Raw genomic sequence first — 25,769 nt, 5'->3', positions numbered from 1 at the left:
GTCTGCGATCAGCCGAGCATCGCTTCTTCCAGCGTGAAGCCGGAGTGGAAGGTCAGCTGTCCGGGCAGGTTGCTGAAGCCCGAAACATTGGCGGCCATACCGTAGCCCTGTTCGCGCCAGCACAGGCCCATGATCGGCGCGGTCTCGATGGCGACGCGCTCAAGTTCCTTGTAGATCGCCTTGCGCTCTTCGATGTCGAAGCTGGCGCGGCCTTTGGAGAACGCCTCGGTGATCTCGGGGGTTTCCATGCCGAAGCTGCGGGCATAGCTCGGGCTCAGCGAGCCGTCGAGCACGGTGGCCAGACCATCGGGGTCGTTGTTCGACGCTGCGGTGCCCATGACGGCGAGGTCGTAGGTGCCCTCGTTGCCCTTCTGCACGCGGGTCGACCATTCCGGCAGGTCGAGCGTGACGTTGACGCCGATCATCGACAGGTAGGCCTGACAGACCTCGGCGGTGGACTGGTGCATGCCGTACTGCGCGGTCGACAGCATGGTGCAGTCGAAGCCGTCGGGGTAGCCCGCCTCGGCGAGCAGCGCTTGGGCCTTCTCGGGATCGTAGTTCCATTCGTTGGCCAGCTCGGGGTTGTAGAACTCCGACGCATCCGGCAGCGGCAGGTGCTCGAGCGGCGCGCCGCGCTCGTAGAAGGCCGCTGCCGCGATGTCCTCGCGCTTGATCGCGTGGCCGATGGCGCGGCGCACCAGCGGGTTGTCGAACGGCGGCTTGGTGGCGTTGAAGGTCAGATACATGAACGGGCCGAAAGTGGTGTCGAGTTGCAGCGCGTCGTTTTCAGCGACCTGCTCCATCGCCTGCCACGGCACGTATTCCACGATGTCCACGTCACCGGCTTCCAGCGCCGCGACACGCAGGTTCTCGTCAGCGTAGACGATTGCCTCGATGGTGCTGACCTTGGGCAGACCTTCTTTGTAGTAATCGGGATTGGCCTCGACGGTGACCGACACACCACGGTCCATCGACACGATCTTGAACGGGCCAGCGCCCATCAGGCTGTCGCGTTCCGAGCCTTTTTTCATGATCGACATGTTGTAGTTGGCGAACCAGCCCGGCAGCACGGCCTGCGGCTCGTCGGTCTTCATCACCACGGTTTTCTCGTCGGGGGTTTCGACGGTGGTGATGGTCGCGAGGCTGGACTGCATGTAGGCGGCCGAGTCCGGCTTTTGTGCCTCGGTCACGGTCCATGCCACGTCTTCTGCGGTGACCGGGGTGCCGTCATGCCACAGCGCGTCGCGCAGCTTGAAAGTCCAGGTGCCGTCTTCGGCCACGTCCCAGCTTTCTGCCAGTTCGCCGCGGATGGCGCCGTCTTTATCGTAGCTCAGCAGGCCGCGGTGGCAGAGCACCTTGATGGTGCCGGCCGATGTGCCGTTCGAAGTCCAGACGTCGAAGCTGGGCGGGTAGGTCGACAGACCGAAGCGCAGCGTGCCGTTGTCCTGCGCGCGCAGCACCTTCGGGCCGAGGAAAGTCAGTGCGCCCGCGGCGCCCGTGGTGGCCAGAAAGCCCCGGCGGTTCATTTGGTTCTTCATCGTGTGGACTCCATGTTGAGGAAGATGGGCTCTTGTCGGCCCTTGAATGAGGTTTGGTGTCTGCCGCGTCATTCTGCGGCAAGATGCGCGGTATCGGTCCCGCTGTCTTCTTCGGGCGTGCCGTAGCCGCCGCCGCCCGGGGTCACGACCTCGAGCCACTCGCCCGCGCGCAGTACGCCGCTGCCGCGGTCGAAGGCTTCGGTCTCGGGGCTGGTGACATAGCTGCCGTGGCCGCCTTCACCGCCGCCCTGCAGGCCCCACGAGCGGGACTGGTTGCGCGAGATGTCGACGCGCACCATGCAGTCTTCGGTGGCGCGGTAGACCCGGCGCAGGCCCATGCCGCCGCGATGCTTGCCGGCTCCTGCCGAGCCGTCGACCAGTTCGTAACGCTCCAGAAGCAGGGGATATTCCAGCTCCAGCGCCTCGACCGGCAGGTTCGAGGTGTTGGTGGCATGCACGTGGATGCCGTCGAGCCCTTCGGCGTGCGGACGGGCACCGCCGCCGCCGCCGATGGTTTCAAGATAGACCCAGTAGTTGCCCGCCTCGGGGCCGGACTGCCGGGTGCCCGAGAACAGCGCGACGGTGCAACTGGAGTTGGTGCAGGCCGAGACGCGCTCGGGCACCGCCTGTGCGAAGGCGCCGATGATCAGGTCTGCGACGCGCTGGCAGGTCTGCACGCGGCCGTTCACCGCGGCGGGGTGGGCGCAGTTGAGCACCGAGCCATGCGGCGCGTTGACGGTGATCGGACGGGCGAGACCGGCGTTGGGCAGCACCGTCGGATCGATCACCGATTTCACGATGTAATAGACCGTGGCGAGCAGCGCCGTGCGCGTCATGTTGATCCCGGCGCGCAGTTGCGGCGGCGTCTCGAAATCCAGCGTGATCTCGTCGCCCGCGACGGTGACGGTGACCGCCAGCGGCAGCGGCGCGTCCAGATCAAGGTTGTCGAAGACGTCCTCGAACCGCCAGCTGCCGTCGGGCAGCGCGGCAATGCCGGCGCGCATCTTGCGTTCGGCGTAATCCAGCAGCGCCTCGCCCGAGGCCAGCACCGTGTCCACGCTATGACGCTCGCAAAGTTCCTGAAAACGCTGCACGCCGACGCGGTTGGCCGCCATCTGTGCGCGCAGGTCCGACAGGCGTTCGCGCGGGACCTGACAATTGAGCAAGATCAGCTCCTGCACGTCCTTTTGCAGTTTGCCAGCGCGGTATAGGCGGATCGGCGGGATGCGCAGACCCTCTTGATAGATGTGCGCATGTGCCCGGTCGACGAAATCCGAATGATGCGCAAGGTTGACTGTCCACGCGACCAGTTCGCCGGCAACAAAGATCGGCTCGGCCAGCACGATGTCGGGCAGGTGGGTGCCGCCACCGCGGTAGGCGTCGTTGCCGACGAACACATCGCCAGGCTGCATCTCGTCCGGGTCGTGATCGGCCAGCACCATCGGGATGAAGTCGAGGAAGCTGCCCAGGTGCACGGGGATGTGCTCGGCCTGACACAGCGTGCGCCCCTCGCGGTCGAAGAGGGCGGTGGAACAGTCGCGGCGCTCCTTGATGTTGGTCGAGTAGGAGGCGCGCACCAGCGCCTCGCCGGTCTCTTCCACGATCGAAGAAAGCGCCGCACCGATGACCTCGACCGTGATCGGATCGAGTGTGTGAGTGGTGGCGTTCTGGGTCATCGGGTTACCTCCAGAATGAGGTTTTCGGTTTTGTCCACCTTGGCGCGTACCCCCGGGGGGACCAGCGTCGTGGTGTCCATCTGCTCGACGATCGCCGGGCCCTCGAAGGTCATGCCGGGGGCGAGGCGGTCGCGGGCGTAGAGTGTTGTCTTGGTGAAGTCGCGGGTCTCGGGGTACCAGACATCGCGGCTGCCGATGATGGCGCCCGAGGCATCGGCGTCGCCGAGCGGGCGCTCGGGCAGGGCGGCCTTTTGCACAAGCCCCAGCGCCTCGGCGCGGAAGGTGACGCAGAGAATGCGCTCGCCCTCGACGGCAAAACCGTAGAGCCGGGTATGAGCCTCGGTGAAGCGCTCTTCGAGAAGCTTCAGTGCCGCCGCGTCGAGCGGACCTTCGGGCACCGGGATCGACAGCTCGTAGTTCTGGCCTTCGTAGCGCATGTCGATGCGGCGGGTGCTGCGGCGCTTGTCGGCTGCGATCGCCTCTCCCTCGAACCATGCGCCAGCTTCCGCCTCGACCTCGGCGAGCGCCTCGGCGATTGGCGCGAGGCTGGCGTCCTCAAGCGGAAGAATGCGGGTGGACGAAAAGTCGGCGCGCAGATCGGTCAGCAGCAGGCCCATGGCGCAGAGCGTTCCGGGCGTGCGCGGAATGATCACGCGCGCCATGCCCAGTTCCTGCGCCAGACGCACCGCATGCAGCGGCCCTGCGCCGCCGAAGGCCATCAGGGCATAGCCGCGCGGATCGTGCCCGCGCTGCACCGAAATCACCCGGATCGCCTTGGCCATATTGGCGGTGACCACCGAGATGATACCCTGCGCCACGTCCATGGTTTCCATGCCAAGCTGGTCAGCCATGCGGCCAAGCGCCTCGACGGCCAGATCGCGGCGCACCTCCATACGACCGTCGAGCAGATGGGTGGGGTTGAGCACCTGCAGCACGATGTTGGCATCGGTGACCGTGGGCTCGGTGGCGCCGCGGCCATAGCACACCGGGCCGGGATCGGCGCCCGCGCTTTCCGGGCCAACTTTCAGCAGGCCGCCGCTGTCGATCGCGGCGATGGACCCGCCACCCGCGCCGACGGTGTGGATGTCGAGCATCGGTGCCTTGATCGGATAGCCGTGCACGATGCTTTCGTTGGTCTGGGTGGTCTGCCCCGCGGCCATCAGCGCCACGTCGGACGAGGTGCCGCCCATGTCGAAGGTGATGATGTCGTCATACCCGGCGCTGCTGCCGATCACTTGCGCTGCGACAACGCCGGTGGACGGGCCCGACAGCACGGCACGCACCGGCGTCAGGGCGGCAGCCTCGAAGCGGACCACACCGCCGTTGGACTGCGTGAGGTGCGGCGGGATCGGCAGCCCAAGGTCCTTCAGGCGCGGCGACAGGCGGCTGATGTAACGGTGCATGATCGGCCCGAGGTAGGCATTGACCGTGGCGGTCGAGAGGCGCTCGAACTCGCGGAATTCCGGCGCGATCTCGTGGCTGGCGCAGATGAAGGCGTCGGGCAGTTCTTCCTCGACGATGCGCCGGGCGATGCGCTCGTGCTCGGGGTTCACAAAGGCATAGAGGAAGCTGATCGCCACGGCCTCGACGCCTGCTGCCTTCAGCGCTTGCGCGGCCTTGCGGACGGCGGTCTCATCAAGCGGCTTGTGCACTTCGCCGGTGTGCAGCATGCGCTCGGGCAATTCAAAGCGCAACTCGCGCGGCACCAGCGTCTGCGGCTTTTCCGCGAAGAGATCATAAAGGTCTGGCCGCTTTTGGCGGCCGATTTCCAGCAGATCGCGGAAGCCTTCGGTGGTCAGCAGACCGACGCGGGCACCGCGGTGGGTGATCAGCGCATTGGTTGCCACGGTGGTGCCATGGCCAAGATACGCGATCGCCGACGCGGGGTCGGCCCCGCCACCGGCGCGCTCGCGCATACCTTCCTCGACGCCTTGGGCAATGCCGCGCGACGGGTCATCGGGCGTGGACGAGACCTTCCAGATGGCGATCTCGCCGCTGCCCTCGTTGAACATGCACACGTCGGTGAAGGTGCCCCCCGAGTCGACCCCGACCCGCCACGTTGCGTCGGTTCCAGAATCTGCCGCTACGTCCTTCATGACTGGGGTGCCTTTCTTGCGTGTACTTCACGTATACATAGAGAAGTGATTGGTTCCGCCTGTCGAGACTGTTCGGGCGAAAGATGTCCTGTTCGGGCATTTTCTGAGGGGAGAGATGAATGAACAGACATTCTGTTGCAGGAAACCGCAAGGAGGCCGAGCCGCTGCGCCTGTCGGCGCGCGATCACGCTTACGCCGCGATTCGCGCTGGCATCCTCAATGGAGATTTCCCGCCCGGTGGATTCGTTGAAGAGGCCATCGCCTGCGAGATGACCGGCGTGTCGCGCTCCCCGGTCCGAGAAGCGCTGAACCGTCTCGCCGCCGAAGGCTACATCGATCTGCACCGCCGGCGGGGCGCCATGGTCCGCTCGATGACACCGGCGGAACTGCGCGATCTGCACGAGGTTCGGCTGATGGTCGAGACGCAGGCGGTGATCAAGATTTGCCGCGAGCGGCGCAACGTGCCGGATCGGCTGGTCGAACTGTGCGACGCGCATGAAGCGACGCCCGCGACGGACCTGCTCGCTTGTCTCGAGAACAACCGGCTGTTTCATCAGACGCTGGTCGAGACGGCGGGCAACACGGTGCTCGCGTCGGTCTACGATGGTCTGCAGGCGCCGCTGTCGCGGCTGGCGATGCTGTCGCTGCGCAAGGGCTTCGGCAAGAGCGAGGCCATTGAGCGCGAGCATCGCGATCTGCTGGCGGCGCTGACCGACCATGACGAGCCGCGGGCTTTGTCCATTGTCGAGACGCATCTTTCCCTTATGCCGCGGCTGGCCAGCGTGCTGCCGGGCTGACGATGCCGGGGCTGACAATTCCGAGGCGGGTTCGCCGGTATGGTCGCGCTGGGGGAAGGGAAAGTTCATCTGTGCCTCTGGCTTCGGACGGTCAGGCCTGCTGCGGCTTCATGCGGACGAGTGTGAGCGGGGGGACCCCCGGCCCGTCCAATTCAAAAGTTTTTTGACACTAGAGATTTTTCTTATGGAGCGATGTGCGGCGCCGTCTTGGAGACGTTACGCTGGCACCAACGAAAAGCGCCCGCGCCCTGCGATATGCGTGGTCTTGCCCTTCGCGCTGCGGTTTGTGGGGGAAGGCCGCCTGCATCACGCGCGGTCATCGCGCATGGGATCGGGTTTCGCGGAATAGTTTTCCCCAAGCGATGCAGCTGCACGCAACTTGAGCAGATGCCGCCATTTGGCGTGGTACGAGGTGCGGCATTGGCTCTGCGTGCCATGAGCGCACTCAGACCGAGATATAACAAAAGTGGATCGCAATTGAAGGTATTGATATTTGTATTATGACGCGCGGCAACCCTTAATCCCCGGTGAACTCCGAGGGAACAGGTGTGCAAGACGTGAGAAATCTGGGCGATTGGGACATCATCGTGGTCGGCGGCGGCCTTGTCGGCACGGCTGCCGGGCTTGGCATGGCGCAAGACGGCGCGCGTGTGCTGATCCTCGATGCGTCTGACACCAGCTTTCGCGCCAGTCGCGGCAATTTCGGGCTTGTCTGGGCGCAGAGCAAGGGCGCGGGCAGCCGCGACTATGCCACGTGGACGCGGTCCGCCGTGCGGGCATGGCCGGACCTAGAAGAAGAACTGAAGACTCTCGCCGGGGTCGATACCCATTACGAACATGGTCTCGGGCTGCACCTTTGCCTGACCGAGCAGGAGTTTGCACAGCGTGCCGACACCGTTGCCCGCGTCGCGGCGCATGATCTGCCGGGGGACGACGTCCGGATGATCCGCCGCGATGAGCTGGCCGAGATCATGCCCGGCGTCGGGCCGGAAGTCTGCGGCGCGTCGATCTCATCGCTGGACGGCGCATGCCACTCGCTTTCGCTCTATCGCGGACTCAGCCTCGGGGCGCAGGCGGCGGGGGCGACGCTGCTGTCGAACGTGGCGGTGAGCGCGATCGACAGCACCGGCAGCGGGTACACGGTCACGGCGGAGGGGCTGACGGCGCGGGCGCCGCGTGTGCTGATCGCCGCCGGGCTGGCCACCAACGATTTGGCGCGGCCATTCGGCTTTCCCGACGTGGTGCGCCCGCAGAAGGGGCAGATCCTTGTCACCGAACGCAGCGCCCCGATCCTGCCGGCGCTGACCTCGGGCCTGCGGCAGACGCCCGAAGGCACCATCATGATCGGCGATACCAAAGAAGAGACCAGCGAGGATCAATCGACCGGCGCAGGCATCCGCCAGCTCGCAAGCCGGGCGGTGCGGCTGCTGCCGGCAATCAAAGACCTGCGGGTGGTCCGCAGCTGGGCCGCGCTGCGCGTCCTGACCCCTGACGGCAACCCCGTCTATGATGAATCTCCTACGCATCCGGGGATCTTCGTGGCCACGACCCATTCTGGCGTGACCTTGGCCCCGGCGCATCGCGGGCCGCTGGCGCAGTGGATCATGAACGGGCAAAGACCGCCTGAATTCAACAGCTTCACCGCGCAACGATTTGCATAAGAACTGAAAGTCCAACAGGAACGACCCCATGAAAAAAACAGCATTCTCCCTTCTCGCTCTCGCCGCCGCAGGTGTGGTTGGCGCCTCGGCAGCCAGCGCGCAGGTCAGCCTGACCTTCGGCGGCATCAACCCCCCGGGCGCCCCTGTGACGCAGGCATCCAAGCACTTTGCCGAACTGGTGAACGAACGCACCGAAGGCCGCGTCACCGTCGATTTCTACGAAGGTTCGCAGCTTGGCTCGGGCCCGGCACAGATCGAAGCGATGTCGGCCGGCGCGCAGGACGGCTACATCTCGTCGGGCTCGAACGCTTCGAACCTCGTGAAAGAGTTCGGCGTCGTCGACATTCCGTTCGTGTTCGAGAGCCAAGAGCACTTCCTGAAATTCATGGAAAGCGATCTGGCGCAGGGGCTCAATGACGAACTGCGCGATGATTTCAACGTGCGCATCCTCGCCACCAACTGGTTCCGCCTGCCGCGCGTCTTCCTGACCAAAGAGGCCTGCGTCGAAAGCCCTGAGGACATTGCTGGCCGGCGCGTCCGCGCGCCCGGTCTGCCGATGTTCATCGCTGGCTGGGAAGCCGTGGGCACCGTGCCGGTGACAATCTCTTATGGGGAAACCTACATGGGCCTCAGCCAAGGCGTTGCCGATATGGCCGAGAGCGCGGGTGAGCAGATCTATTCGTCCAAGTTCTACGAAGTGCTGCCCTATGTCACCGAAGCCGAAATGATGTACCCGCAGAACTCGGTCTACATCGCCGAAAGCTCGTTCCAGCAACTGTCGGACGAGGACAAGGCCATCGTCACGCAGGCGGCTGAGGACGCCGGGGATTATTTCGTCTCTCTGGTCGAAGAGCAGACCGCGCCGAACCGCGCGACCATGGAGGCCGAAGGCGTGACCTTCTGCGACATGTCCGCTGACACCCGCGCCGAGTTTGCCGCGAAGGTCGCGGAGTCGGTGCCGTCCTTCGAGGAAGAAGGGCTGCTGCCCGAAGGCTGGTGGGACCAGATTCAGGCGATGAAGTGATCCTCCGCAACGCCTGAAGTACCCTCGCGGGCCGAAGGCGGCCCGCGACCTCAACTCCCCGGACCCTGCCATGACCAAGCTATTTTCCGGTCTGCACCGGGCCACGCTGTGGCTCTGCGCGGCGCTGGCGGTGGCGATCATCGGGGCGCTCAGCGTCCAGATCGTCTCACGCTATGTGTTCAACGCGCCGGTGCATATGACCGACGACATCGCAGAGATCTCGCTGATCTGGATGACCTTTCTCGGGGCGGCTCTCGTCTACCGTGAAGGTGGCCACATCGGACTGGACGTGATGTCGAGCCTCCTTCCGCCCGCCGCACACAAGGTGCTGCGCGTGGTGCTGCACGTGCTGGTGATCGCCGTGCTGGCCTATGTGCTGACGCAAGTGCGCCAGTTGCAGCCGCTGATGTCGCGGCTCGAGTTCGGCACCGTGCCGAACGGGCCCCTCACTTCGAAATTCATGCTGATCCTTCTGCCCTTCGGGCTCGGTGCCGCCATGACGATCCTCTTCGCGCTTGAGGCGATCTGGGGCGAGTTGCGCGGTCGGAAGGTGGAGGCCGATACATGACCACCGCGATCTTTCTGATCCTCTTCTTCGGCCTGCTGATCCTCGGCCTGCCGGTCGCCTACACGATGCTTGTGACCTCGGCGATCTACATCCTGATGGCGGGCTTGCCCGAGATCCAGCTGACCATGCGCGCCTCGGGCGGCATTGAGAGTTTCTCGCTACTGGCGATCCCGATGTTCCTGCTGGCCGGCAACCTGATGAACGGTATGGGGGTCACCGAGCGCATCTTCACCTTCGCCGGGGTGCTGGTGCGCCACATCACCGGCGGTCTGGGGCATGTGAACGTGGTGGCCTCGATCCTCTTTGCCGGGATGTCGGGCTCGGCCGTGGCCGACGCTGGTGGCCTTGGCTCGGTCGAGATCAAGGCGATGGAGCAGGCGGGCTATTCCAAGCGCTTTTCTGCCGCGGTCACCGCCGCCTCGGCCACCATGGGGCCGATCATCCCGCCGTCGATCACGCTGGTTGTCTATGGCTTTCTCGCCGAGGAATCCGTTGGGCGGCTGTTTCTTGGTGGCGCGCTGCCGGGGCTGCTGACCGGCTTTGCCCTGATGGTGATCATCTTTGTCCTGGTGAAGACGGGACGCGAGGACGGGCCGCGCCTGCCGCGTGCCGGCTTCTCGGAAGTGGTTCATGCCTTCTGGCGCGCGCTTCCGGCGCTGATGGCCCCGGTGATCCTGCTCGGCGGCATCCTTGCCGGGGTGTTCACCCCGACCGAGGCGTCGGTTGTCGTGGTGCTCTACATTCTGGTGATCGGCTCGATCTCCATGGGGTTTGAGCGCGCGATGATCGTCGAGGCGCTGCTTGGCACCGTGCGCACCTCTGCCTCGACGCTGTTCATCATCGCGGTCTCGGCGGTGTTCGGGTGGATCATCTCGATCCAGCGCCTGCCGATTGAGCTGGTGAGCATGATGCAAGACCTCTTCGTGTCGAAGGCCGCGGCCATCGCACTGGTCATCGTGATCTTGCTGGTCGTCGGTATGTTCATGGAGGTGCTTGCGGCGCTGGTGCTGCTGGTGCCGACGCTGCTGGCCATCGCGAGCAGCTTCGACATCGACACCGTGCACCTCGGCGTCACCGTCGTTGTCACCATGATGATCGGCACCATCACGCCGCCTGTCGGCCTCGTGCTCTACACCGTGATGACGGTGGCGCGCGTCGGCATGGGCGAACTCACGAGATCTCTGGCCCCGTTCTATCTCGCGATGGTCGTGGTGGCGCTGCTTGTCGCCTTCGTGCCGCAGATCACGCTCTTCCTTCCCGACCTGCTGATGCCGACGGCTCAGTAAGGCGCAGATTGCAAAGGACCTAACCCAATGTACCGTATCGGCTTCGATGTGGGAGGCACCTTCACCGACTTCACGGCGCTTGAGACCGGAAGCGGCAAGGCCATCCACTTCAAAACCTCCTCCACCCCGCATGATCCCTCCGAGGCGATCGAAACCGGCCTGCGCCATTATGTCGAGGAACTGGGCGTCGCGCCCGAAGACTTCGAATTCGTCGGCCATGGTACCACCGTCGCCACCAACATGGTGATCGAGCGCCGCGGCGTGCCCACCGGGCTGATCACCACCAAGGGGGCACGTGATGTGCTCGAGATCGGGCGGCAGACCCGCCCGCATCTCTACGACTACGCGATCACCAAGCCCGAGCCGCTGGTCGAGCGCTACATGGCACTGGAAGTGACCGAGCGCCTGAACGCCGACGGCGAGGTGCTGCAGCAGCTTGATGAGGCCGAGGTGCGCACCGCCGCGGAAACGCTGCGCGACGCCGGGGCCGAGGCGGTGGCGATCTGCTTCCTGCACGCCTACCGCGATGGCCGCCACGAACGCCGCGCCGCCGAGATCGTGCGTGAGGTCCTGCCCGACGCCTATGTCTCGATTTCCTCCGAGGTGTTGCCCGAGTTCCGCGAGTTCGAGCGCTTCTCGACAACGGTGATCAACGCCTACGTCGGCCCGCGCATGGATCGCTATCTGGAACGCTTCCTGCAGCGCCTTGCCGACATCGGCATCAAGAACGCGCCGCGCACCATCCATTCCAACGGCGGGCTTATGTCGGTCGACACCGTGCGCAGCTTCCCCGTGCGCACCTGTCTGTCCGGTCCCGCGGCTGGCGTGGTCGGCGCGGCGAAGGTCGCGGGCATCTCGGGCTATCCGAACATCGTCACCTATGACGTTGGCGGCACCTCTACCGACGTGTCGCTGGTCGAAGGCGGACGTCCGGCCTTCACCACCTCGCGGCTGGTGGCCGACTACCCCGTGCGCTGCCCGATGCTCGACATCAACGTGATCGGCGCGGGCGGCGGCTCGATCGCCGGGCTCGACGATGCCGGTGCGCTGAAGGTGGGTCCGCGGTCTGCGGGCGCCTATCCGGGGCCGGTGGCCTACGGGCAGGGCGGCACCGAGCCGACCACCACGGACGCCAACCTCGTGCTTGGGCGGCTGGACAGCGACACGTTGCTGTCGGGCCGCATGCAGGTCGACAAGCAGGCGGCGCGCGATGCCATCGAAACACAGATCGCCAAGCCGCTGGGTCTGACCGTCGAAGAGGCCGCGCTGGGCATCCTGCGCATCGCCGTCGCGAACATGGGCCGCGCGATCCGCGCCGTGTCGACCGAAAAGGGCCACCGCCTGCAGGACTTCGCGCTCTTTGCCTACGGCGGCGCGGGCCCGCTGCACGCTGCTGCCGTGGCGGTGGAGACCGGCATGAAATCGGTGATCGTTCCGGCACAACCCGGCACCATGTGCGCCCGCGGCATTCTGCTGTCAGACGTCGGCTTTGATTTCGTGCGCACCGGCGTGTCCAACGCCACGCCGGAAAGCTGGCCCGCCATCGGCGCGGCGTTCAAGGAAATGCTGAAGGACGGCGAGGACTGGCTCACAGGCGAGGGCGTTCCGGAAGACCGCCGCTCGATGCAATATGTGGTCGACGCACGTTACGACGGGCAGAACCACGAGGTGCAGGTCACGCTGGAAGGTGCCGAGGCGGCCTATGACACCTTCCTCGAAGGGTTCCGCGCCGCGCACCGGCAGGAATACGGCTACGACATCGAGGACCGCGCGGTAGAGATCGTCAACCTGCGGCTTTCGGTGAAGGGCGCTTCGGCAGCCGCGCCGGATGCTGATTACGCCGCGACCGAGGGCGATCCGACGCTCGGCGCGCGGCAGGTGTATTTCGAGGGTGGCTGGTATGAGACCACCATCTACGAGCGCGCCCGCCTTCCGGTCGGCCCCTTTGTCGAGGGCCCGGCCATCATTCAGGAAATGTCCTCGACCACCATCGTGGAGCCCGGCCAGCGGCTGCGCGTGGACGGATCGGGCACCATGATCATCGAGGTCTGACCCATGAGCGACGCACCCAAAAGCGACACTGGCAAACCCGCCCTTTCCGACCCCATCGCCATGGAGGTCTTCACCAACCGGCTGCTCGCGGTCGCCGACGAGATCGGCACCTCGATGATCCGGGCCTCCTTCTCGTCCAACATCAAAGAGCGCAAGGACTGCTCGGTTGCGCTGTTCTCGGCGGATGGCCGGCTCATCGCGCAGGCCAGCCACATCCCGCTGCATCTCGGCTCCCTGATGGGCTCGGTGAACGCCGTTCTGGCGGCCTATCCGATCGAGAAAATGGTCGAGGGTGACGTCTTCATCTGCAACGATCCCTATGTTGCCGGGGGCACGCACACGCCCGACATCTCGGTGATCACCCCGGTGTTCGCGGGTGGGCGGCTGCGCTATTTCACCGCCAACATCGGCCACCACTCGGATGTCGGCGGCACGGTGCCGGGCTCGATCCACGGCGGCGCAACCTCGATCTTCGAAGAGGGCCTGCGCCTGCCGGTGATGAAGCTGTTCCGCGCGGGGGAGCTTGACGAAGACCTGCTGCGGATGATCTCGCTGAACTCGCGGTCTTCCGAGGAACGCTGGCTCGACATCAAGGTGCAGGCGGCAGCGAACGAGCGCGGCGCGCGGCTGATGCGCGAGCTGGCCGACACGCTGGGGGCCGACAAGGTCGACGCGCTGGTCGAAGACCTCTTCGCCTATACCGCGCAGCGCCTGCGCAACCGCATCTCTGAAATGGCCGATGGCACCGCCAGCTTCCACTCCAAGATCGAGAGCGACGGCATCGGCCCGGTCGAAGTGCCGATCCAGGCCAACGTCACCGTCAAGGGCGACCGGTTGATCGTCGATTTCGAAGGCACCGGCCCGCAGGCGCGCGGCGGCCTCAACGTGGTGGCCTCGGCGCTCAACGCGTCGGTCTACTATGTGGTGAAGACTCTGCTCGATCCCTACCTGCTGCCCAACTCGGGCATGTTCGACGGCGTCGAGATCTCGGCTCCCGAGGGCAGCCTGCTCAACCCGCGCCAGCCCGCGGCCACCGGCGCCCGCTCGATCACCTGCAACAAGGTGGTGCGCGCCCTCATCGGGGCCTTCTCGCAGCTACTGCCCGAAGATCGCGGACAGGCGGCGGGGCAGGACATCGTTCCGGTCATGGTCTTTGCCGGCAAGCGCCGGGGCCGCGACGAGGGCTATGTCTATCTTGAATCCATCGGCGGCGGCGCAGGCGCGCGGGCGCTCGGCAACGGCATGGACGGGGTGCACGTGCATGTCACCAACTCCTCGAACCTGCCGATCGAGCCGCTGGAGATCGAGTATGATCTGCTGGTCGATGAATACGCTCTGGTCGAGGACAGCTCGGGCGCAGGCCGCTATCGCGGGGGCATGGGCATCGCGCGGCAAATCTCGGCGCCGAATGGTGGGGTGATCTTCACCGCGCGCTCCGATGGCCACCGCGAGGGCGCTCCGGGGGCCAAGGGCGGCAGCGTCGGGCGCGAGGCGCATCTGGTGAAAAACCCCGGCAGCAACCACGCCGAGGAACTGAGCCCGATGATCGCCGGTCTCAGCCTTGGGACGGGCGAAAGCGTGCGGCTCGAGACGCCCGGCGGCGGCGGCTATGGCACTCCGGCCGAACGGGACCCGGCGGAGCTTGGCCGCGACCTGCGTGACGGGCGGATGAGCCCCGAAAAAGCCGAAGAGCTTTACGGCAAGGAGATGCTCGAAATGGCTCTGGGCCGCGTCTGAGGCAGCCTGCCCCGAGGGACAGTATGGCGCTCTCCGCTGCGGCGGAGGGCGTCTTTTTGTGCCGTGCCAAGCGTCGTCCACACCTCAGCGGGCGCGGGCGTGAGCACAAAAAAGGCCCCCCGCAGGGCGGGGGGCAGTTCAGGGAGGTAACTTTGGTGCGGCGCTTACTTCGCCGCGATGGTGGTGATCTCCACCAGAGTGCCCTTCGACAGCTCGGCGCCGCCGATGTAGGCGCGCACCGGGAAGCTCTCGGGCGACAGCCATTCGGTCCATGCCGCGTTGAAGGCGTCTTTCTGATCGAAGGCAGCGGAATGGATGGTCACCGACAGCAGCTTGTCCTTCGAGCTGCCAGCCTGTGCGAGCAGGTCTTCGAGCTTGCCGAAGATCTCTTCGGCTTGGCCCTTCATGTCCTTGCTTTTGTCGCTGGCCACGAGGCCGCCGATGTAGATGGTATCGCCGTGCTCGACGATGCGGTGGTGGATTTTACCCTGAATGTGACGGGTGATCATGCAAGTCTCCTTGGTTTTGGGTTTGTCTCGGCCGGGGCCGAAAAACGGGTGATATCGAAGGCGGCAAGCTCGGGGGCGCGCCGCCCTGTCTCGATCAGGTCTGCCATCAGCGCGCCGGTTGCCGGGCCAAGCTGGAAGCCGTGCGCTGAAAAGCCAAAAGCGTGAAAGGCACTCTCGCGCCGTGACGACCGCCCGATGATCGGCAGCCGGTCGGGCGTGCGCCCCTCGATGCCCGACCACGCGCGCTGCACCACGGCACCGCGCATGATCGGGAAAATCTCCTGCGCGGTGCGCGCCGTGAGGCGCAACTCGCGAAAGTCGATGTCGGTACGGTTGCGGGCGGGGTCGACGCGACCCAGCCGGGCGCCACCGATCACCACGGTGCCGTTGGCCATCTGCTTGAACGAGAGCTGCCGCCGCGCCACGCCGACGACCGCATCGCAAAAGCCGCGCATGCGCTGGGTGACGATCATCAGCGGCGCGATGGCTTCGACCGGGGCCGTCTCGCCGAGCTGCGCGGCGATCCCTCCGCCCCATGCGCCGCCGCAGTTGAGCAGCTTGGCGCCGGTGTGGCAGCCGGATTGTGTCTCGACGCGCCAGAGGCCGCGGCTGTGGGTGATCGTCTTTGCCGCCGCGCCCTCCCGGATGGTCACGCCAAGCGTACGGGCGCGGCGGGCAAAGGCGGCGGTGGTCTGGGCAGGCATGGCGAACCCGTCATCCGAGATCAGTCCGCCGGTGCAATGCGCGGACACCGCAGGCAGCAACGCGCGCAATTCCGCGCGGTCGACCAGCCGTTCATGCGTATGGCCCGCAGCGCGCATCCGCTGAACCCGGGCGGCGAGAAACTCCATGTCGGCGTCGCCTTCGGCGACTTTGACCTGCGGCACCGGCTGGAAACCGCAGTCGTCGCCGACAATCTCGGGCATCCGGTGCCACATCTGCATCGACAGGTTGGCCAGCGGCACTTCAGCCAGATCGCGCCAGAGGCGTCGCACCCCACCTGCATTCGCGCTCGAGGCATGACGGCCCACGCTGTCCTTCTCCAGAAGGGTCACGCGCAGGCCGCGCTCGGCCGCGAACATGGCGGCGGCGCAGCCGTGCAGCCCGCCGCCAATCACCAGCAGATCGGATGCCGCGCCCGACGTCATTCCGTGTCGGGCTCGAAAGCGGCGAGTTCTGACAGGGACAGCGGTTTCAGGGGGGGGCGGATGCGGAAATAGCCGGTCTCGTCGGGGCTGCGCCCCGAGGCTTCGGCAATAAGCCCGGTCACCGCCAGTCCGCACACGCGCCCCTGACAGGGGCCCATGCCGGTGCGCAGGAAGGATTTCACTTGGTTCGGACCGGGCGCATTGGCCTTCGCCGCGGCGCGAATTTGTCCGGCGGTCACCTCTTCGCAACGGCAGATCAGCGTGTCATCGCGCGGCGCGAACGCCTGCGCGGAGGGGGCATAGAGCGTCTCGAGGAAGGGCCGCACGGCGGCATCCTTCGCCAGTTCCTTCCGCAACCTTGGCAGGTCCGGAGACGCCGGATGCCCGGCTTTCTCGGCGACGCGCAGCGCGGCGATCCGGCCCGCCAGGGCGGCCGAGCGGGCGCCTCGGATGCTCGCGCCATCGCCCGCCACGTAAAGACCGGGCAGCGAGGTTTCGCCATAGCTGTCGGTGACAGGCTGAAAGGCGTGCTGCGCGGTATTCCAGACGTGCTTGCAGCGCATCAGCCGGGTGATTTGTTGGTTTGGGATCACACCGTGGTGCAGCCCGGCAGTTGTGGTCTCGATGCGCTGTTTGCGCCCTCCGGTCGTGAAGCTGACCGCCTCAAGCTGGTCTGTGCCCTCCAGCGAGATGTCCTGCACGTCGGTGTGGATCGGCACGCCCGCGGCGCGCACCTTGCGCAGCAGAGCCATGCCCTTGGTGAGATAGCCCACGCCGCGCAAGGCGCCGGGAAGCTGAGCGAGCGCGCGCAGGTAGTTTGACCTCGGCACTGTCTCGAGTATGGCGCGCGGCGGCTTGCCCGCGGCGACCATCTGCGCGGCGAGCAGCAACTGTAGCGGGCCGCAGCCGATCAGCACCACGTCCTCGGCGATGGTGCCCGCGGTCTTCAGCAGGATCTGCAGCGCGCCGGTGGTGGTGACGCCGGGCAGCGTCCAGCCGGGCAGGGGCATGGGCCGTTCGACGGCACCCGTGGCGACGATCAGCGCATCCGCGCGCAGCACCTGCGAAGCGCCGTTCTGCGAGTAGGACAGCGCGTAGCCCGCCGCGTCCTGCTCCACATGCCAGACGGTGGCGCTCGAAAGATACGTGCTGCCGCTGGCGGCGAACACGTTGGCCAGGGCGCGGCCTGCGGCATAGTCTGGGCCGAGGACTTTCAGCCGGGCGTCGTCCGCACGGGTGATATCGCGATAGATCTGCCCGCCGGGGCGTGGGGCCTCGTCGAGCACGGTGACCGAAAGCCCGGCCTGCCGCGCCGCAACCGCCGCGTCCATGCCGGCCGGGCCGGCACCGATGATGCAAAGGTTCTGACGGGTCATGCAGCCCCCTTCTGGCGGGACACCACCATGCCGTCGCGCACCTCGGTCATGCAGGCCTGCCGGTTGGGCACGCCGTCGACCGTCACCAGACAGTCAAAGCAGGTGCCCATCATGCAAAACGGCGCCCGGGGCGCGCCGCTCACGGGGGTATCGCGGAAGGATCCCACGTTCTCGGCCAGCAGGGCGGCGGCGAGGCTCTCACCAGCGTCAGCGCTGATCGATCGGCCCTCGAAGGTAAATGTGATCGGTGTCCTGACCGGCTCGGTTCGCATGTACATAAGCGGTTACGGGGCTCTTTCGGTGGCAGAAATATCTGTTTCGAGCGCCAGTTTCCTTGCATTCGACGTTATAAATCAAATAACAAATACAGCGACCTTCATCCGGAAATGTTATGCCATGCTGTCTCAACGCGCGCTCGAAGCCTTCAAAACCGTTCTCGAAAGCGGCAGCGTGTCGGGTGCTGCCGAGATCATGAACGTCTCGCAACCCGCGGTGAGCCGGCTGATCCGCGATCTCGAAGAGCGGACCGGGCTGCAACTCTTCACCCGCTTCGGCGGAAAGATCGTTCCGACGCCCGAGGCGCGGGAACTGGCGGTCGAAGTCGAGCGATCCTTTGTCGGCCTCGCGACGATCGAAAAGACCGCCACCGAGATCCGATTGGGCCGCCGCAGCACGGTTACGGTGGCGGCGATGCCCGCGCTGGCGCATTCATTGCTGCCCGATACTCTGGTTGATCTGCTGGTGAAGCGCCCGCAGTTCCGCGTGTCGCTGCAGTCGATGCAGACCCACAACGTGGTGCGGCAAGTCGCCTCGCGGCAGAGCCAGCTGGGCTTTACCTCCCCGACCCGGCACGAGCATGACATTGATCTGATCCGCACGGTTGAGCTGGAATATGTCTGCATCCTGCCGCCGGGCCACCCGCTTGGCGAAAAGGAGCTTTTGCGGCTCGAGGATTTCGCCGGGCAGTCGGTGGTTGGCTACAGCGCCAACACCGCCACGGGGTCCTTCCTGCAGCGCGAGTTCGGCAAGATGGTCGCGGCGCCGGAGGTCATCGTGGAATCGCATCTGTCGACGCTGGTATCGGCGCTGGTGCTGCGCGGGCTGGGTGTCTCGCTGGTCGATCCCTTTACCGCGAAGGCGCATGAGGCGCAGGGCGGCTTGGCGCGGCCCTTCGACACCGACGCACTGTTCCGCTTGGCGATCATCCGGCCACGCGGCATGTCGCTGGGGCCGGACCTTGAGGCGCTGCTCGAGGTTTTTGACGCGCAGGTCGGGCGCTACACCGGTTGAGGCGCGCAGTGACCGTCAGCCGAACCTATCCGGCAGGTAGGCCATACAGGCGCCGGGGTCCGAGGTTTACTGCCCGAGCGCGGCCAACAGGTCTGCACGGCTCTTGCGGCGCGCCGTCGTCCATCCGCGGATCGAGCAGCATCTCGCGAGCGATGCCCATCAGCGTGGCGATCTGTTGGCCGCGGCTTTCGGCGCCGCCGCGCGGCATCATCCCCCGTGCGTCCCAGTGCAGCGCATTGACGCTGCACAGCACATCATTCAGCCGCGCAACGCGGGCTGCGCGGTTGGGGGGTCATGCGGCGGCCTCGCTTGTGCCAGTGCCGCCAGCGTGCAGGTGGCAGGCCACCGAATGCGCCGCCTCTGGTTCGGTCAGGCGCGGGGTCTCGGTCTTGCAGCGGGGTCCGGCAAGCGGACAGCGGGGATGGAAGGCGCAGCCCTTCGGCGGATCAAGCGGCGAGGGGATCTCGCCCTTGATCGGATGGAAGGACGCGCGGCCGGTGCCCAGCGTCGGGACCGAGGCAAAGAGCGCCTTGGTGTAGGGGTGTAGCGGCTGCGCGTAGAGACGTGCCGCGCTGGTCAGTTCCACGACGCGGCCCAGATACATGATCGCCACCCGGTCGCAGACATGGCGGACCACCGAAAGGTCGTGGCTGATGAACAACGCGGTCAGGTCAAGCTCGCGCCGGAGATCGAGAAACAGGTTCAGCACCTGCGCCTGAATAGAGACGTCGAGCGAGGCCACCGCCTCGTCCAGCACCAGAAGCTCGGGTTGCATCGCCAGTGCGCGGGCGATGGCGATACGCTGGCGTTGCCCACCCGAGAACTGATGCGGCAGGCGCCCGGCGTAGGCGCCCTCCAGTCCCACCTGTTCGAGCAATTCGGAAACACGGGCGCGCAGATGCGCAGGCGCGACAATGCCATGCACGCGCGGTCCCTCCGAGATGGTCTCGCCCACCTTCATGCGCGGGTTCAGGCTGGCAAAAGGATCCTGATGGATCATCTGTACGCGGGTGGTCAGCTTTTCAATGTCGCGGTCACCGCCCTTGGCCACGGGCCGCCCGCCTAGGGTGACCGCGCCATCGGTGGGGGCGTAGATGCCCGAGACGATCCGCCCGAGTGTGGACTTACCGCAGCCGGACTCGCCGACAACACCCAGCACCTCGCCACGCGCGACCTCAAGCGAGACGTCGGTAAGCGCGTGCACGGTGCTTTCCGAGGTGCGACCCGACAGCCGTTCGATTCCGCGCCCCAGCAGACCGGGCTTGCGGCTGAACCGCTTCGAGACGTTTTCGATTTTCAGCAACGCGTCGTTCATTGGGCCTCCAGCGGGTGATGGCACAGCACGCGGCGGCCATCGGCCTCGTGCAGCTGCGGGGCGCTGGCACAGGCCTCGGTCGCGAAGGCGCAGCGCGGGCGGAACGAACAGCCCGAGGGAAGGTTGGACAGTTGCGGGGTGGAGCCGGGGATTTGCGGCAGCTTTCGGCCCGGCTCGTGCAGGCTCGGCACGCTTTCGATCAGGCCGCGCGTATAGGGGTGACGGGGCGCTTCGATCACCTGCTCGGCGGTGCCACTTTCGACGATGCGGCCCGCGTACATGACCGCGATGTCGTCGGCGAGCGAAGAGACCACGGCCAGATCATGCGTCACCCAGACGATCGCCGTGCCGGTCTCGTCGGCGAGGCGGCGCACTTCGGCGAGGATCTGCCCTTGGATCGACACATCTAGTGCCGTCGTGGGCTCGTCGGCGATGATCACCGCCGGTTGATGCAGCAATGCCATCGCGATGGCGACGCGTTGACGCATGCCGCCCGAGAGTTGGTGGGGATAGGCCTGCAGCCGCTCGGCGGGGGCGGGGATGCCCACCGTTTCGAGCGCTTGTCGCGCGCGCTCCCATGCCGCGCGTTTGCTCATCTTTGCGTGCACGCGGACGGCCATGGCCATCTGATCGCCAACGCGCAGCACCGGGTTCAGCGTCATCATCGGGTCCTGAAACACCATCGAGACCTTGCTGCCGCGCATCCGGCGCAGCGCGTTGGGCGGCAGGGCGCGCAGGTCCTGCCCCTCGACAAAGACCTCTCCGCCGGTGATCTCGCCCGGCGCGTCAACCAGCCCGAGCACGGAAAAGCCGGTCACGCTCTTGCCCGAGCCGCTTTCGCCGACCAGCCCCATGATGCGGCCCGGCGCGACCGAGAAGCTGACGTCGTTGACGGCGGTGACCGGGCCCTTGCGGGTGTCGAAGCGGGTGGTCAGCCCGCGCACGTCCAGCGCGGCACTCATCGCTGGCCTCGCGGGTCGAGCACGCTGCGCACCTGGTCTCCGACGAGGTTGATGGCAACCACGGTGATCATCAGGAAAATCCCCGGATAGATGGACAGCCAATAGCGGTCCGAATGGATGTACTTGAAGCCGTTCGAGATCAGCGAGCCCAGCGAGGGCTCGGTCAGCGGCAGGCCGACGCCGAGGAAGGATAGTGTCGCCTCCAGCGCAATGGCGCTGGCGACCTGCACCGTGGCCACCACGATCAGCGGCGGCAGCACATTCGGCAGCAGGTGGCGGAACAGCACACGGCAGGTCGGCAGTGGCGTCGAGCGGGCGGCTTCGATATAGTCTTTGCTGCGCTCGACGGTGGCAGCGCCGTGGGTGGTGCGAGCGAAATAGGCGTATTGCGCCACCACCAGCGCGAGGATGATCTGCCCGACGCCCTGTCCCAGCATGGCCACCAGCACCAGCGCCAGCAGGATCGCGGGCATCGACAATTGCAGATCGACGATGCGCATCAGCAGGCTCTCGATCCTGCCGCCAAAATAGGCGGCGGTGAGGCCGACACAAATGCCGACCAGCAGCGCCAACGCGCCCGCCGAGAGGCCGATCACGAAGCTGGTGCGCAGCCCGTAGAAGATCGCCGAGAGCATGTCGCGCCCGGCGTTGTCGGTGCCCAGAAGGTGGCTGTAGCCGCCCGAACCAGTCTCACCCGGGCGCAGGAAAGCGTCCATCCAGTCGAGCGCGGCCATGTCGTAGGGGTCCTGCGGCGACACCAGCGGCGCGCCGAAGGACACGAAAATCAGCGCGATGATTACGCCGAGAGAGGCCACGGCGACCGGCGAACGCCGGTAGTCGGCCCAGAAGTTGCGCAGGCGCTGGGCGCGGGTTTCGGCCCCGGGGCTTGCGGGCAGCGGCAGCGAGGGCTGGGCGAGGGGGGCGGTGTCGGACATCAGGCGTTCCCCTTCAGACGTACGCGCGGATCAAGGCGGGCGTAGACCAGATCGACCACGAGATTGATCAGCACGAAGAGGATCACCACGAGTACGAGGTAGGTGACCATCACCGGACGGTCGAGTTGCAGGATCGAGTCGATGATCAGCTTACCGACGCCGGGCCATGTGAAGACGCTCTCGGTAACCACGGCAAAGGCGAGGGTCGAGCCCAGTTCCAGCCCGAAGACAGTGACGATCGGGATCGAGATGTTGCGCAGCACGTGGCTGAAGACGATCTGCCGGTCGGGCAGGCCCTGCGCGCGGGCGAACTTCACGTAGTCGGTCTGCATGGCCTCGACCATGCCGGCGCGGGTGAGGCGGATCAGCAGTCCCATCTTGAACAGCGACAGGTTCAGCGCGGGCATGACCACATGCGTCCAGCCGTCGGCGGTGGCCAGCGAGGTGGGAATGCCGAAGAGGCTGCCCACGCCACCGCGTCCGCCCGACGGCAGCCAGCCGAGGTTCACCGCGAACGCCATGATCAGCAGCATGCCGATCCAGAAGGTGGGCACGGAAAAGCCCAGCACCGACAGCGCCATGATCGCTCGGGCGGCAAGGCTGCCCGGCTTGTAGCCTGCATAGAGGCCGGCCGGGATGCCGATGAACGTCGCGATACAGACCGAGACGAAGACCAACTCCAGCGTCGCGGGCAGGCGCGAGAAGACAAGGTCGATGACCGGAATGTTGTAGACCATCGAGGTGCCCAGATCGCCTTGGGCGACATTGGCGAGAAAGGTGAAATACTGGCGCCACAGCGGCTGGTCGAGCCCGTATTGGGCGATCAGCTTGGCGCGGATCTCCTGCGTGGCGCCGGGGTCGATCAGCACGTCGATCGGGTTGCCGATGGCATAGACGCCGACGAAGACGATGATCGACATGGCAAACACCACGACCACGGCCTGCGCAAGGCGCCTGACGAGATATCCTAGCATGTGGGCCTCTTGTCGAAGGAGACGCGCGGCTGCCGCAGCCGCCGCGCGGAAGGGGGCATGGGCGCCCCGCCGGGGCGCCCGCCGGCGGTCACTCCGCCGGTGTGATCTCGTAGGCGCGGGTCTCCTGATCGACGCGCGGCGCAAAGCTCAGCGTGCCTTCTTCCGCCGCCCAGACCGTCTGCAGGATAACCGTCGGGATTAGCGCGCGGTCTTCCATCGCGATGTAAGACGCCTGCTCGTAGAGCTTGCGGCGCTCTTCGGGGTCGAGCGTCTGCGCGCCCTTGTCGAAGACCTCGTCGAACTCGGGGTTGGAGTAGCCGGTGCGGTTGAAGTTGCCAAAGCCCTTTTCTTCATCCGGGGTGTGGGCCAGCGCGCCGTAGGTGTAGGCGGCCTCGCCGGTCAGCGTGCCCCAAGCAGACATGGCCATCGTGTATTCCTTGCGGGCGGCGGCGGGGAAGAACACCGTGCCGTTGAGCGCCTGCGCGTTCACCGTCAGGCCAAGACGCGACCACATCTGCGCCAGCGCCTCGCAGACCACGGCATCGCCGGGCACGCGGTTGTTCGTGCAGGTGAAGTCGATCTCGAACCCGTCGGGGTAGCCGGCCTCCTCCAGCAACGCTTTGGCCTGCTCGATGTCATACTCGCGCGCGCCAAGCTCGTCGGTGTAGCCAAAGAAACCTTCGGGCATCAACTGGTTGGCGGGGGTGCCCAGACCTTCGAGCACGACGTTGACCAGCACGTCGCGGTTGATCGCCAGATCGAGCGCCTTGCGCACGCGCACGTCCTGCAGCGGGTTGCCGTCGACCGGCTCGCCGTCGATGGTGATCGGCTGCGGCTCGTCGTCGACCACCGAGGGCTGCACGTTCAGGATGTAGACGGAGTCGGAGATGAAAGTCTCGAGATCGGAGTCGTTCTGCATCGCCAGATAGTCCGAGGCGGGCACGTAGTTGATCAGGTCGACCTCGCCCGAGCGCAGCGCCGCGACGCGGGCCGCATCATCGGGAATTTCCTTGCGCACGACGTTGTCCCAGACCGGCGCGCCGCCCCAGTAGTCGTCGAATTTCTCGAGCACGAGATCGCCCTTGGGTTGCCACGACACGAAGGTGTAGGGGCCGGTGCCGATCGCCTTGGCGCCCGAGTTGAATTCTTCGTTGCCCGCCTCCATGCCGGTTTCCGAGGGCACCACGAAAAGCCGGGTGAAATCGTTCGGCAGCGCCGGTGCGATGCCCTTGGTGTGGATGCGCAGCGTGTGGTCGTCGATCACCTCGGCGCTGTCCACGTATTTGGTGTAGAGCGTCATCGACATCGGGCCGGTGACCTCGGGGATGCGCTCGATCGAGAATTTCACGTCCTCGGCGGTGAAGTCGCTGCCGTCGTGGAATTTCACCCCTTCACGCAGCTTGAAGTCCCACGTGGTGTCATCGACCGCTTCCCACGACACGGCGAGGCCGGGCTTGAGTTGCAGGTTGTCGTCGACGTCGACCAGCGTGTCGTAGATATGGCGCAGCGCTTCGGCCTGACTGCCCAGCGTGGACCAATGCGGGTCGATGGAATCCGGGCCGGCGCGCAGGCCGATCACCAGATCTTCGGCCATCGCCATGGGGGCGGCGGCCAGCAGCGCCAGGGCCGCGACGGCGGACTTTAGGGTCGCTCTCGTCATGTGTTGAATTCCCTGTTGTGTTATTTGATAGAGTAACACTGTCGACGGAATCTGATACGGTCAAGATAATGTTGTGACGGATAGGTGCGGGTTTGACCGGCGGCTTCAATTTTAGGCGGGGCGACATATAGCACTTGGCAGTGTAAGTGTTCTAATGCATTGTCACGGCATGAATGGTAAACAGGCACAGCTCGATCAATCGCTGGAGCGGCTCGCCGAGGCGATCGACCGAAGGTCTTCGGTATCTGTATCGGTCCAATTGCGCGGCGCGCTGGAGTTCGGGATCGCCTCCGGCGAGCTACCCGCCGGGGCGCGTCTGCCCTCGGTTCGGGTGATGGCGGCCCGGCTCGGGATCTCGCCGGTCACTGTCAGTACCGTTTACGCCGCGCTGCAGGACGCCGGGCACATCGAGGGCAGGGTCGGCTCTGGTACCTTCGTGGCGCCTGGCGCCTCGGTGGGCAACGCGGCGCAACTGCGAAAGCTTGACGCGCTGATCGGCGATCTGCTCGCGGTCGGGCGTCAATGCGGTTTCAGCGCTGCGGATATCGCCACGCGGGTGGCCTCGGCCCAGTGCCGTCCGCGGCGCGCGCTGCGCTTGCTGATGCTGGGTAATTTTCACGATGCCACCGAAGCCTATGCCGCCGCGCTGCGTCCGAAGCTGGGCGAGGGCGACAAGTTGCGCGTCGCGGTGCTGTCGGAGGTGCGCAAGAGCGTGCCGCAGGCGGTCGATGTGGTCCTCGCGCCGCGAACATTGCTGAGCGCCGCGCGCGAGCTTTTCCCGCAGGCCGAGGTCTGTGGGCTGACGTTGATCCCCGACGAGGCAACGCGGGTGGCGCTGGCCTCGCTGCCCTCGGACGCCCGCGTGGTCGGCTATTCGTACTTCCCAGAGTTCGTCACCATCATGAAGGCGGGGATCCGGCGCTTTGCGCCGCATGTGTCCGATGTCTCCATGGCGGTGCGCGGCGAGCCGGGGGCCGAGGCGCTGATGGCGCGCGCCAGCGTGCTCGTCTACGCCACCGGCGCCGATTACGTGCGATCCGATCTGGCACCCGGACAGGCCGCGTTCGAGTACCGACATACCCCAGACAACCAGTCCGTGAAGGCCGAGCTCCTCCCAGCGATCGAGGCCGCCCGTCTGCGTCTGGGCGCACAGAAGGAAGAGTGA

The 25,769-nt window shown here is 66.0% G+C and carries 22 protein-coding genes; 9 read left to right on the top strand and 13 right to left on the bottom strand.

What is annotated here, in order from left to right:
- Positions 1-8: 8 nt before the first annotated feature.
- From ACXAJT_RS22335 to ACXAJT_RS22325, 3 genes are all read right to left on the bottom strand, one after another.
- Positions 9-1,538 carry an ABC transporter substrate-binding protein gene (locus tag ACXAJT_RS22335; RefSeq protein WP_475239273.1) on the bottom strand — a complete coding sequence of 510 codons (1,530 nt, stop codon included), beginning with the start codon at positions 1,536-1,538 and terminating at the stop codon, positions 9-11.
- A 68-nt stretch (positions 1,539-1,606) separates the two neighbouring features.
- Positions 1,607-3,214: a hydantoinase B/oxoprolinase family protein gene (locus ACXAJT_RS22330; protein WP_475239270.1), complete on the bottom strand. Its 1,608-nt coding sequence runs from the start codon at positions 3,212-3,214 to the stop codon at positions 1,607-1,609.
- Positions 3,211-5,310 carry a hydantoinase/oxoprolinase family protein gene (locus ACXAJT_RS22325; protein ID WP_475239266.1) on the bottom strand — a complete coding sequence of 700 codons (2,100 nt, stop codon included), beginning with the start codon at positions 5,308-5,310 and terminating at the stop codon, positions 3,211-3,213. Before ACXAJT_RS22325 ends, ACXAJT_RS22330 begins: the two co-directional genes overlap by 4 nt.
- A gap of 119 nt (positions 5,311-5,429) precedes the next feature.
- Between ACXAJT_RS22325 and ACXAJT_RS22320 the strand changes: the two genes are divergently transcribed.
- From ACXAJT_RS22320 to ACXAJT_RS22290, 7 genes are all read left to right on the top strand, one after another.
- The gene (locus tag ACXAJT_RS22320) at positions 5,430-6,107 is read left to right on the top strand and encodes a GntR family transcriptional regulator (RefSeq protein ID WP_475239264.1); all 678 of its coding nucleotides are present in this window, start codon (positions 5,430-5,432) and stop codon (positions 6,105-6,107) included.
- Positions 6,108-6,655: 548 nt separating this feature from the next.
- Complete coding sequence (locus ACXAJT_RS22315; protein ID WP_475239261.1) at positions 6,656-7,768, top strand: NAD(P)/FAD-dependent oxidoreductase; 1,113 nt, start codon at positions 6,656-6,658, stop codon at positions 7,766-7,768.
- 28 nt (positions 7,769-7,796) lie between these two features.
- Positions 7,797-8,792 carry a TRAP transporter substrate-binding protein gene (locus ACXAJT_RS22310; protein WP_475239259.1) on the top strand — a complete coding sequence of 332 codons (996 nt, stop codon included), beginning with the start codon at positions 7,797-7,799 and terminating at the stop codon, positions 8,790-8,792.
- A gap of 70 nt (positions 8,793-8,862) precedes the next feature.
- Positions 8,863-9,360, top strand: a complete 498-nt coding sequence (locus ACXAJT_RS22305) for a TRAP transporter small permease (RefSeq protein WP_475239257.1) — start codon at positions 8,863-8,865, stop codon at positions 9,358-9,360.
- Positions 9,357-10,646, top strand: a complete 1,290-nt coding sequence (locus tag ACXAJT_RS22300; protein WP_475239255.1) for a TRAP transporter large permease — start codon at positions 9,357-9,359, stop codon at positions 10,644-10,646. Before ACXAJT_RS22305 ends, ACXAJT_RS22300 begins: the two co-directional genes overlap by 4 nt.
- A gap of 27 nt (positions 10,647-10,673) precedes the next feature.
- Complete coding sequence (locus ACXAJT_RS22295; protein ID WP_475239252.1) at positions 10,674-12,698, top strand: hydantoinase/oxoprolinase family protein; 2,025 nt, start codon at positions 10,674-10,676, stop codon at positions 12,696-12,698.
- A gap of 3 nt (positions 12,699-12,701) precedes the next feature.
- Positions 12,702-14,435: a hydantoinase B/oxoprolinase family protein gene (locus tag ACXAJT_RS22290; protein ID WP_475239249.1), complete on the top strand. Its 1,734-nt coding sequence runs from the start codon at positions 12,702-12,704 to the stop codon at positions 14,433-14,435.
- 164 nt (positions 14,436-14,599) lie between these two features.
- Here the strand turns inward: ACXAJT_RS22290 and ACXAJT_RS22285 are convergent, their stop codons facing one another.
- The 4 genes from ACXAJT_RS22285 to ACXAJT_RS22270 are packed head-to-tail and all read right to left on the bottom strand — an operon-like array spanning position 14,600 to position 17,746.
- Positions 14,600-14,944 carry a RidA family protein gene (locus tag ACXAJT_RS22285; protein WP_475239247.1) on the bottom strand — a complete coding sequence of 115 codons (345 nt, stop codon included), beginning with the start codon at positions 14,942-14,944 and terminating at the stop codon, positions 14,600-14,602.
- Positions 14,941-16,092: an NAD(P)/FAD-dependent oxidoreductase gene (locus tag ACXAJT_RS22280; RefSeq protein ID WP_475239245.1), complete on the bottom strand. Its 1,152-nt coding sequence runs from the start codon at positions 16,090-16,092 to the stop codon at positions 14,941-14,943. Before ACXAJT_RS22280 ends, ACXAJT_RS22285 begins: the two co-directional genes overlap by 4 nt.
- Positions 16,089-17,468, bottom strand: a complete 1,380-nt coding sequence (locus tag ACXAJT_RS22275) for an FAD-dependent oxidoreductase (protein WP_475239242.1) — start codon at positions 17,466-17,468, stop codon at positions 16,089-16,091. The genes ACXAJT_RS22280 and ACXAJT_RS22275 overlap by 4 nt, the downstream gene beginning before the upstream one ends.
- A complete protein-coding gene (locus ACXAJT_RS22270; protein ID WP_475239239.1) occupies positions 17,465-17,746 on the bottom strand; it encodes a (2Fe-2S)-binding protein in 282 nt (93 codons plus the stop codon). The genes ACXAJT_RS22275 and ACXAJT_RS22270 overlap by 4 nt, the downstream gene beginning before the upstream one ends.
- Before the next feature lie 118 nt (positions 17,747-17,864).
- On the opposite strand from ACXAJT_RS22270, the gene ACXAJT_RS22265 reads away from it, so the two are divergent.
- Positions 17,865-18,758 carry a LysR substrate-binding domain-containing protein gene (locus tag ACXAJT_RS22265; protein ID WP_475239237.1) on the top strand — a complete coding sequence of 298 codons (894 nt, stop codon included), beginning with the start codon at positions 17,865-17,867 and terminating at the stop codon, positions 18,756-18,758.
- A gap of 25 nt (positions 18,759-18,783) precedes the next feature.
- Here ACXAJT_RS22265 and ACXAJT_RS22260 read toward each other — a convergent pair whose 3' ends face one another.
- From ACXAJT_RS22260 to ACXAJT_RS22235, 6 genes are all read right to left on the bottom strand, one after another.
- Positions 18,784-19,020, bottom strand: coding sequence for a hypothetical protein (locus ACXAJT_RS22260; protein ID WP_475239342.1), 237 nt, complete (start codon positions 19,018-19,020; stop codon positions 18,784-18,786).
- A 30-nt stretch (positions 19,021-19,050) separates the two neighbouring features.
- The gene (locus ACXAJT_RS22255; protein ID WP_475239235.1) at positions 19,051-20,073 is read right to left on the bottom strand and encodes an ABC transporter ATP-binding protein; all 1,023 of its coding nucleotides are present in this window, start codon (positions 20,071-20,073) and stop codon (positions 19,051-19,053) included.
- Entirely contained in the window at positions 20,070-21,035 is a 966-nt protein-coding gene (locus ACXAJT_RS22250; protein ID WP_475239233.1) for an ABC transporter ATP-binding protein, read from the bottom strand. Before ACXAJT_RS22250 ends, ACXAJT_RS22255 begins: the two co-directional genes overlap by 4 nt.
- Positions 21,032-21,970, bottom strand: a complete 939-nt coding sequence (locus ACXAJT_RS22245) for an ABC transporter permease (RefSeq protein ID WP_475239231.1) — start codon at positions 21,968-21,970, stop codon at positions 21,032-21,034. Before ACXAJT_RS22245 ends, ACXAJT_RS22250 begins: the two co-directional genes overlap by 4 nt.
- Positions 21,970-22,944: an ABC transporter permease gene (locus tag ACXAJT_RS22240; protein ID WP_475239228.1), complete on the bottom strand. Its 975-nt coding sequence runs from the start codon at positions 22,942-22,944 to the stop codon at positions 21,970-21,972. Before ACXAJT_RS22240 ends, ACXAJT_RS22245 begins: the two co-directional genes overlap by 1 nt.
- A gap of 88 nt (positions 22,945-23,032) precedes the next feature.
- Positions 23,033-24,604, bottom strand: a complete 1,572-nt coding sequence (locus tag ACXAJT_RS22235; protein ID WP_475239226.1) for an ABC transporter substrate-binding protein — start codon at positions 24,602-24,604, stop codon at positions 23,033-23,035.
- A gap of 169 nt (positions 24,605-24,773) precedes the next feature.
- On the opposite strand from ACXAJT_RS22235, the gene ACXAJT_RS22230 reads away from it, so the two are divergent.
- Positions 24,774-25,769 carry a GntR family transcriptional regulator gene (locus ACXAJT_RS22230; protein WP_475239222.1) on the top strand — a complete coding sequence of 332 codons (996 nt, stop codon included), beginning with the start codon at positions 24,774-24,776 and terminating at the stop codon, positions 25,767-25,769.

Source organism: Salipiger sp. ABF4_146 (assembly GCF_056161345.1).
The sequence above is the reverse complement of the archived record's forward strand: the minus strand, read 5'-3'. Positions and strand labels throughout refer to the sequence as shown.

Coding starts and splice junctions, on each gene's coding strand:
- ACXAJT_RS22280 (WP_475239245.1), bottom strand. CDS start 16,092: ATGACGTCGGGCGCGGCATCCGATCTGCTGGTGATTGGCGGCGGGCTG.
- ACXAJT_RS22255 (WP_475239235.1), bottom strand. CDS start 20,073: ATGAACGACGCGTTGCTGAAAATCGAAAACGTCTCGAAGCGGTTCAGC.
- ACXAJT_RS22250 (WP_475239233.1), bottom strand. CDS start 21,035: ATGAGTGCCGCGCTGGACGTGCGCGGGCTGACCACCCGCTTCGACACC.
- ACXAJT_RS22320 (WP_475239264.1), top strand. CDS start 5,430: ATGAACAGACATTCTGTTGCAGGAAACCGCAAGGAGGCCGAGCCGCTG.
- ACXAJT_RS22290 (WP_475239249.1), top strand. CDS start 12,702: ATGAGCGACGCACCCAAAAGCGACACTGGCAAACCCGCCCTTTCCGAC.
- ACXAJT_RS22265 (WP_475239237.1), top strand. CDS start 17,865: ATGCTGTCTCAACGCGCGCTCGAAGCCTTCAAAACCGTTCTCGAAAGC.
- ACXAJT_RS22295 (WP_475239252.1), top strand. CDS start 10,674: ATGTACCGTATCGGCTTCGATGTGGGAGGCACCTTCACCGACTTCACG.
- ACXAJT_RS22305 (WP_475239257.1), top strand. CDS start 8,863: ATGACCAAGCTATTTTCCGGTCTGCACCGGGCCACGCTGTGGCTCTGC.
- ACXAJT_RS22335 (WP_475239273.1), bottom strand. CDS start 1,538: ATGAAGAACCAAATGAACCGCCGGGGCTTTCTGGCCACCACGGGCGCC.
- ACXAJT_RS22275 (WP_475239242.1), bottom strand. CDS start 17,468: ATGACCCGTCAGAACCTTTGCATCATCGGTGCCGGCCCGGCCGGCATG.
- ACXAJT_RS22235 (WP_475239226.1), bottom strand. CDS start 24,604: ATGACGAGAGCGACCCTAAAGTCCGCCGTCGCGGCCCTGGCGCTGCTG.
- ACXAJT_RS22300 (WP_475239255.1), top strand. CDS start 9,357: ATGACCACCGCGATCTTTCTGATCCTCTTCTTCGGCCTGCTGATCCTC.
- ACXAJT_RS22270 (WP_475239239.1), bottom strand. CDS start 17,746: ATGTACATGCGAACCGAGCCGGTCAGGACACCGATCACATTTACCTTC.
- ACXAJT_RS22325 (WP_475239266.1), bottom strand. CDS start 5,310: ATGAAGGACGTAGCGGCAGATTCTGGAACCGACGCAACGTGGCGGGTC.
- ACXAJT_RS22245 (WP_475239231.1), bottom strand. CDS start 21,970: ATGTCCGACACCGCCCCCCTCGCCCAGCCCTCGCTGCCGCTGCCCGCA.
- ACXAJT_RS22310 (WP_475239259.1), top strand. CDS start 7,797: ATGAAAAAAACAGCATTCTCCCTTCTCGCTCTCGCCGCCGCAGGTGTG.
- ACXAJT_RS22230 (WP_475239222.1), top strand. CDS start 24,774: ATGAATGGTAAACAGGCACAGCTCGATCAATCGCTGGAGCGGCTCGCC.
- ACXAJT_RS22240 (WP_475239228.1), bottom strand. CDS start 22,944: ATGCTAGGATATCTCGTCAGGCGCCTTGCGCAGGCCGTGGTCGTGGTG.
- ACXAJT_RS22330 (WP_475239270.1), bottom strand. CDS start 3,214: ATGACCCAGAACGCCACCACTCACACACTCGATCCGATCACGGTCGAG.
- ACXAJT_RS22285 (WP_475239247.1), bottom strand. CDS start 14,944: ATGATCACCCGTCACATTCAGGGTAAAATCCACCACCGCATCGTCGAG.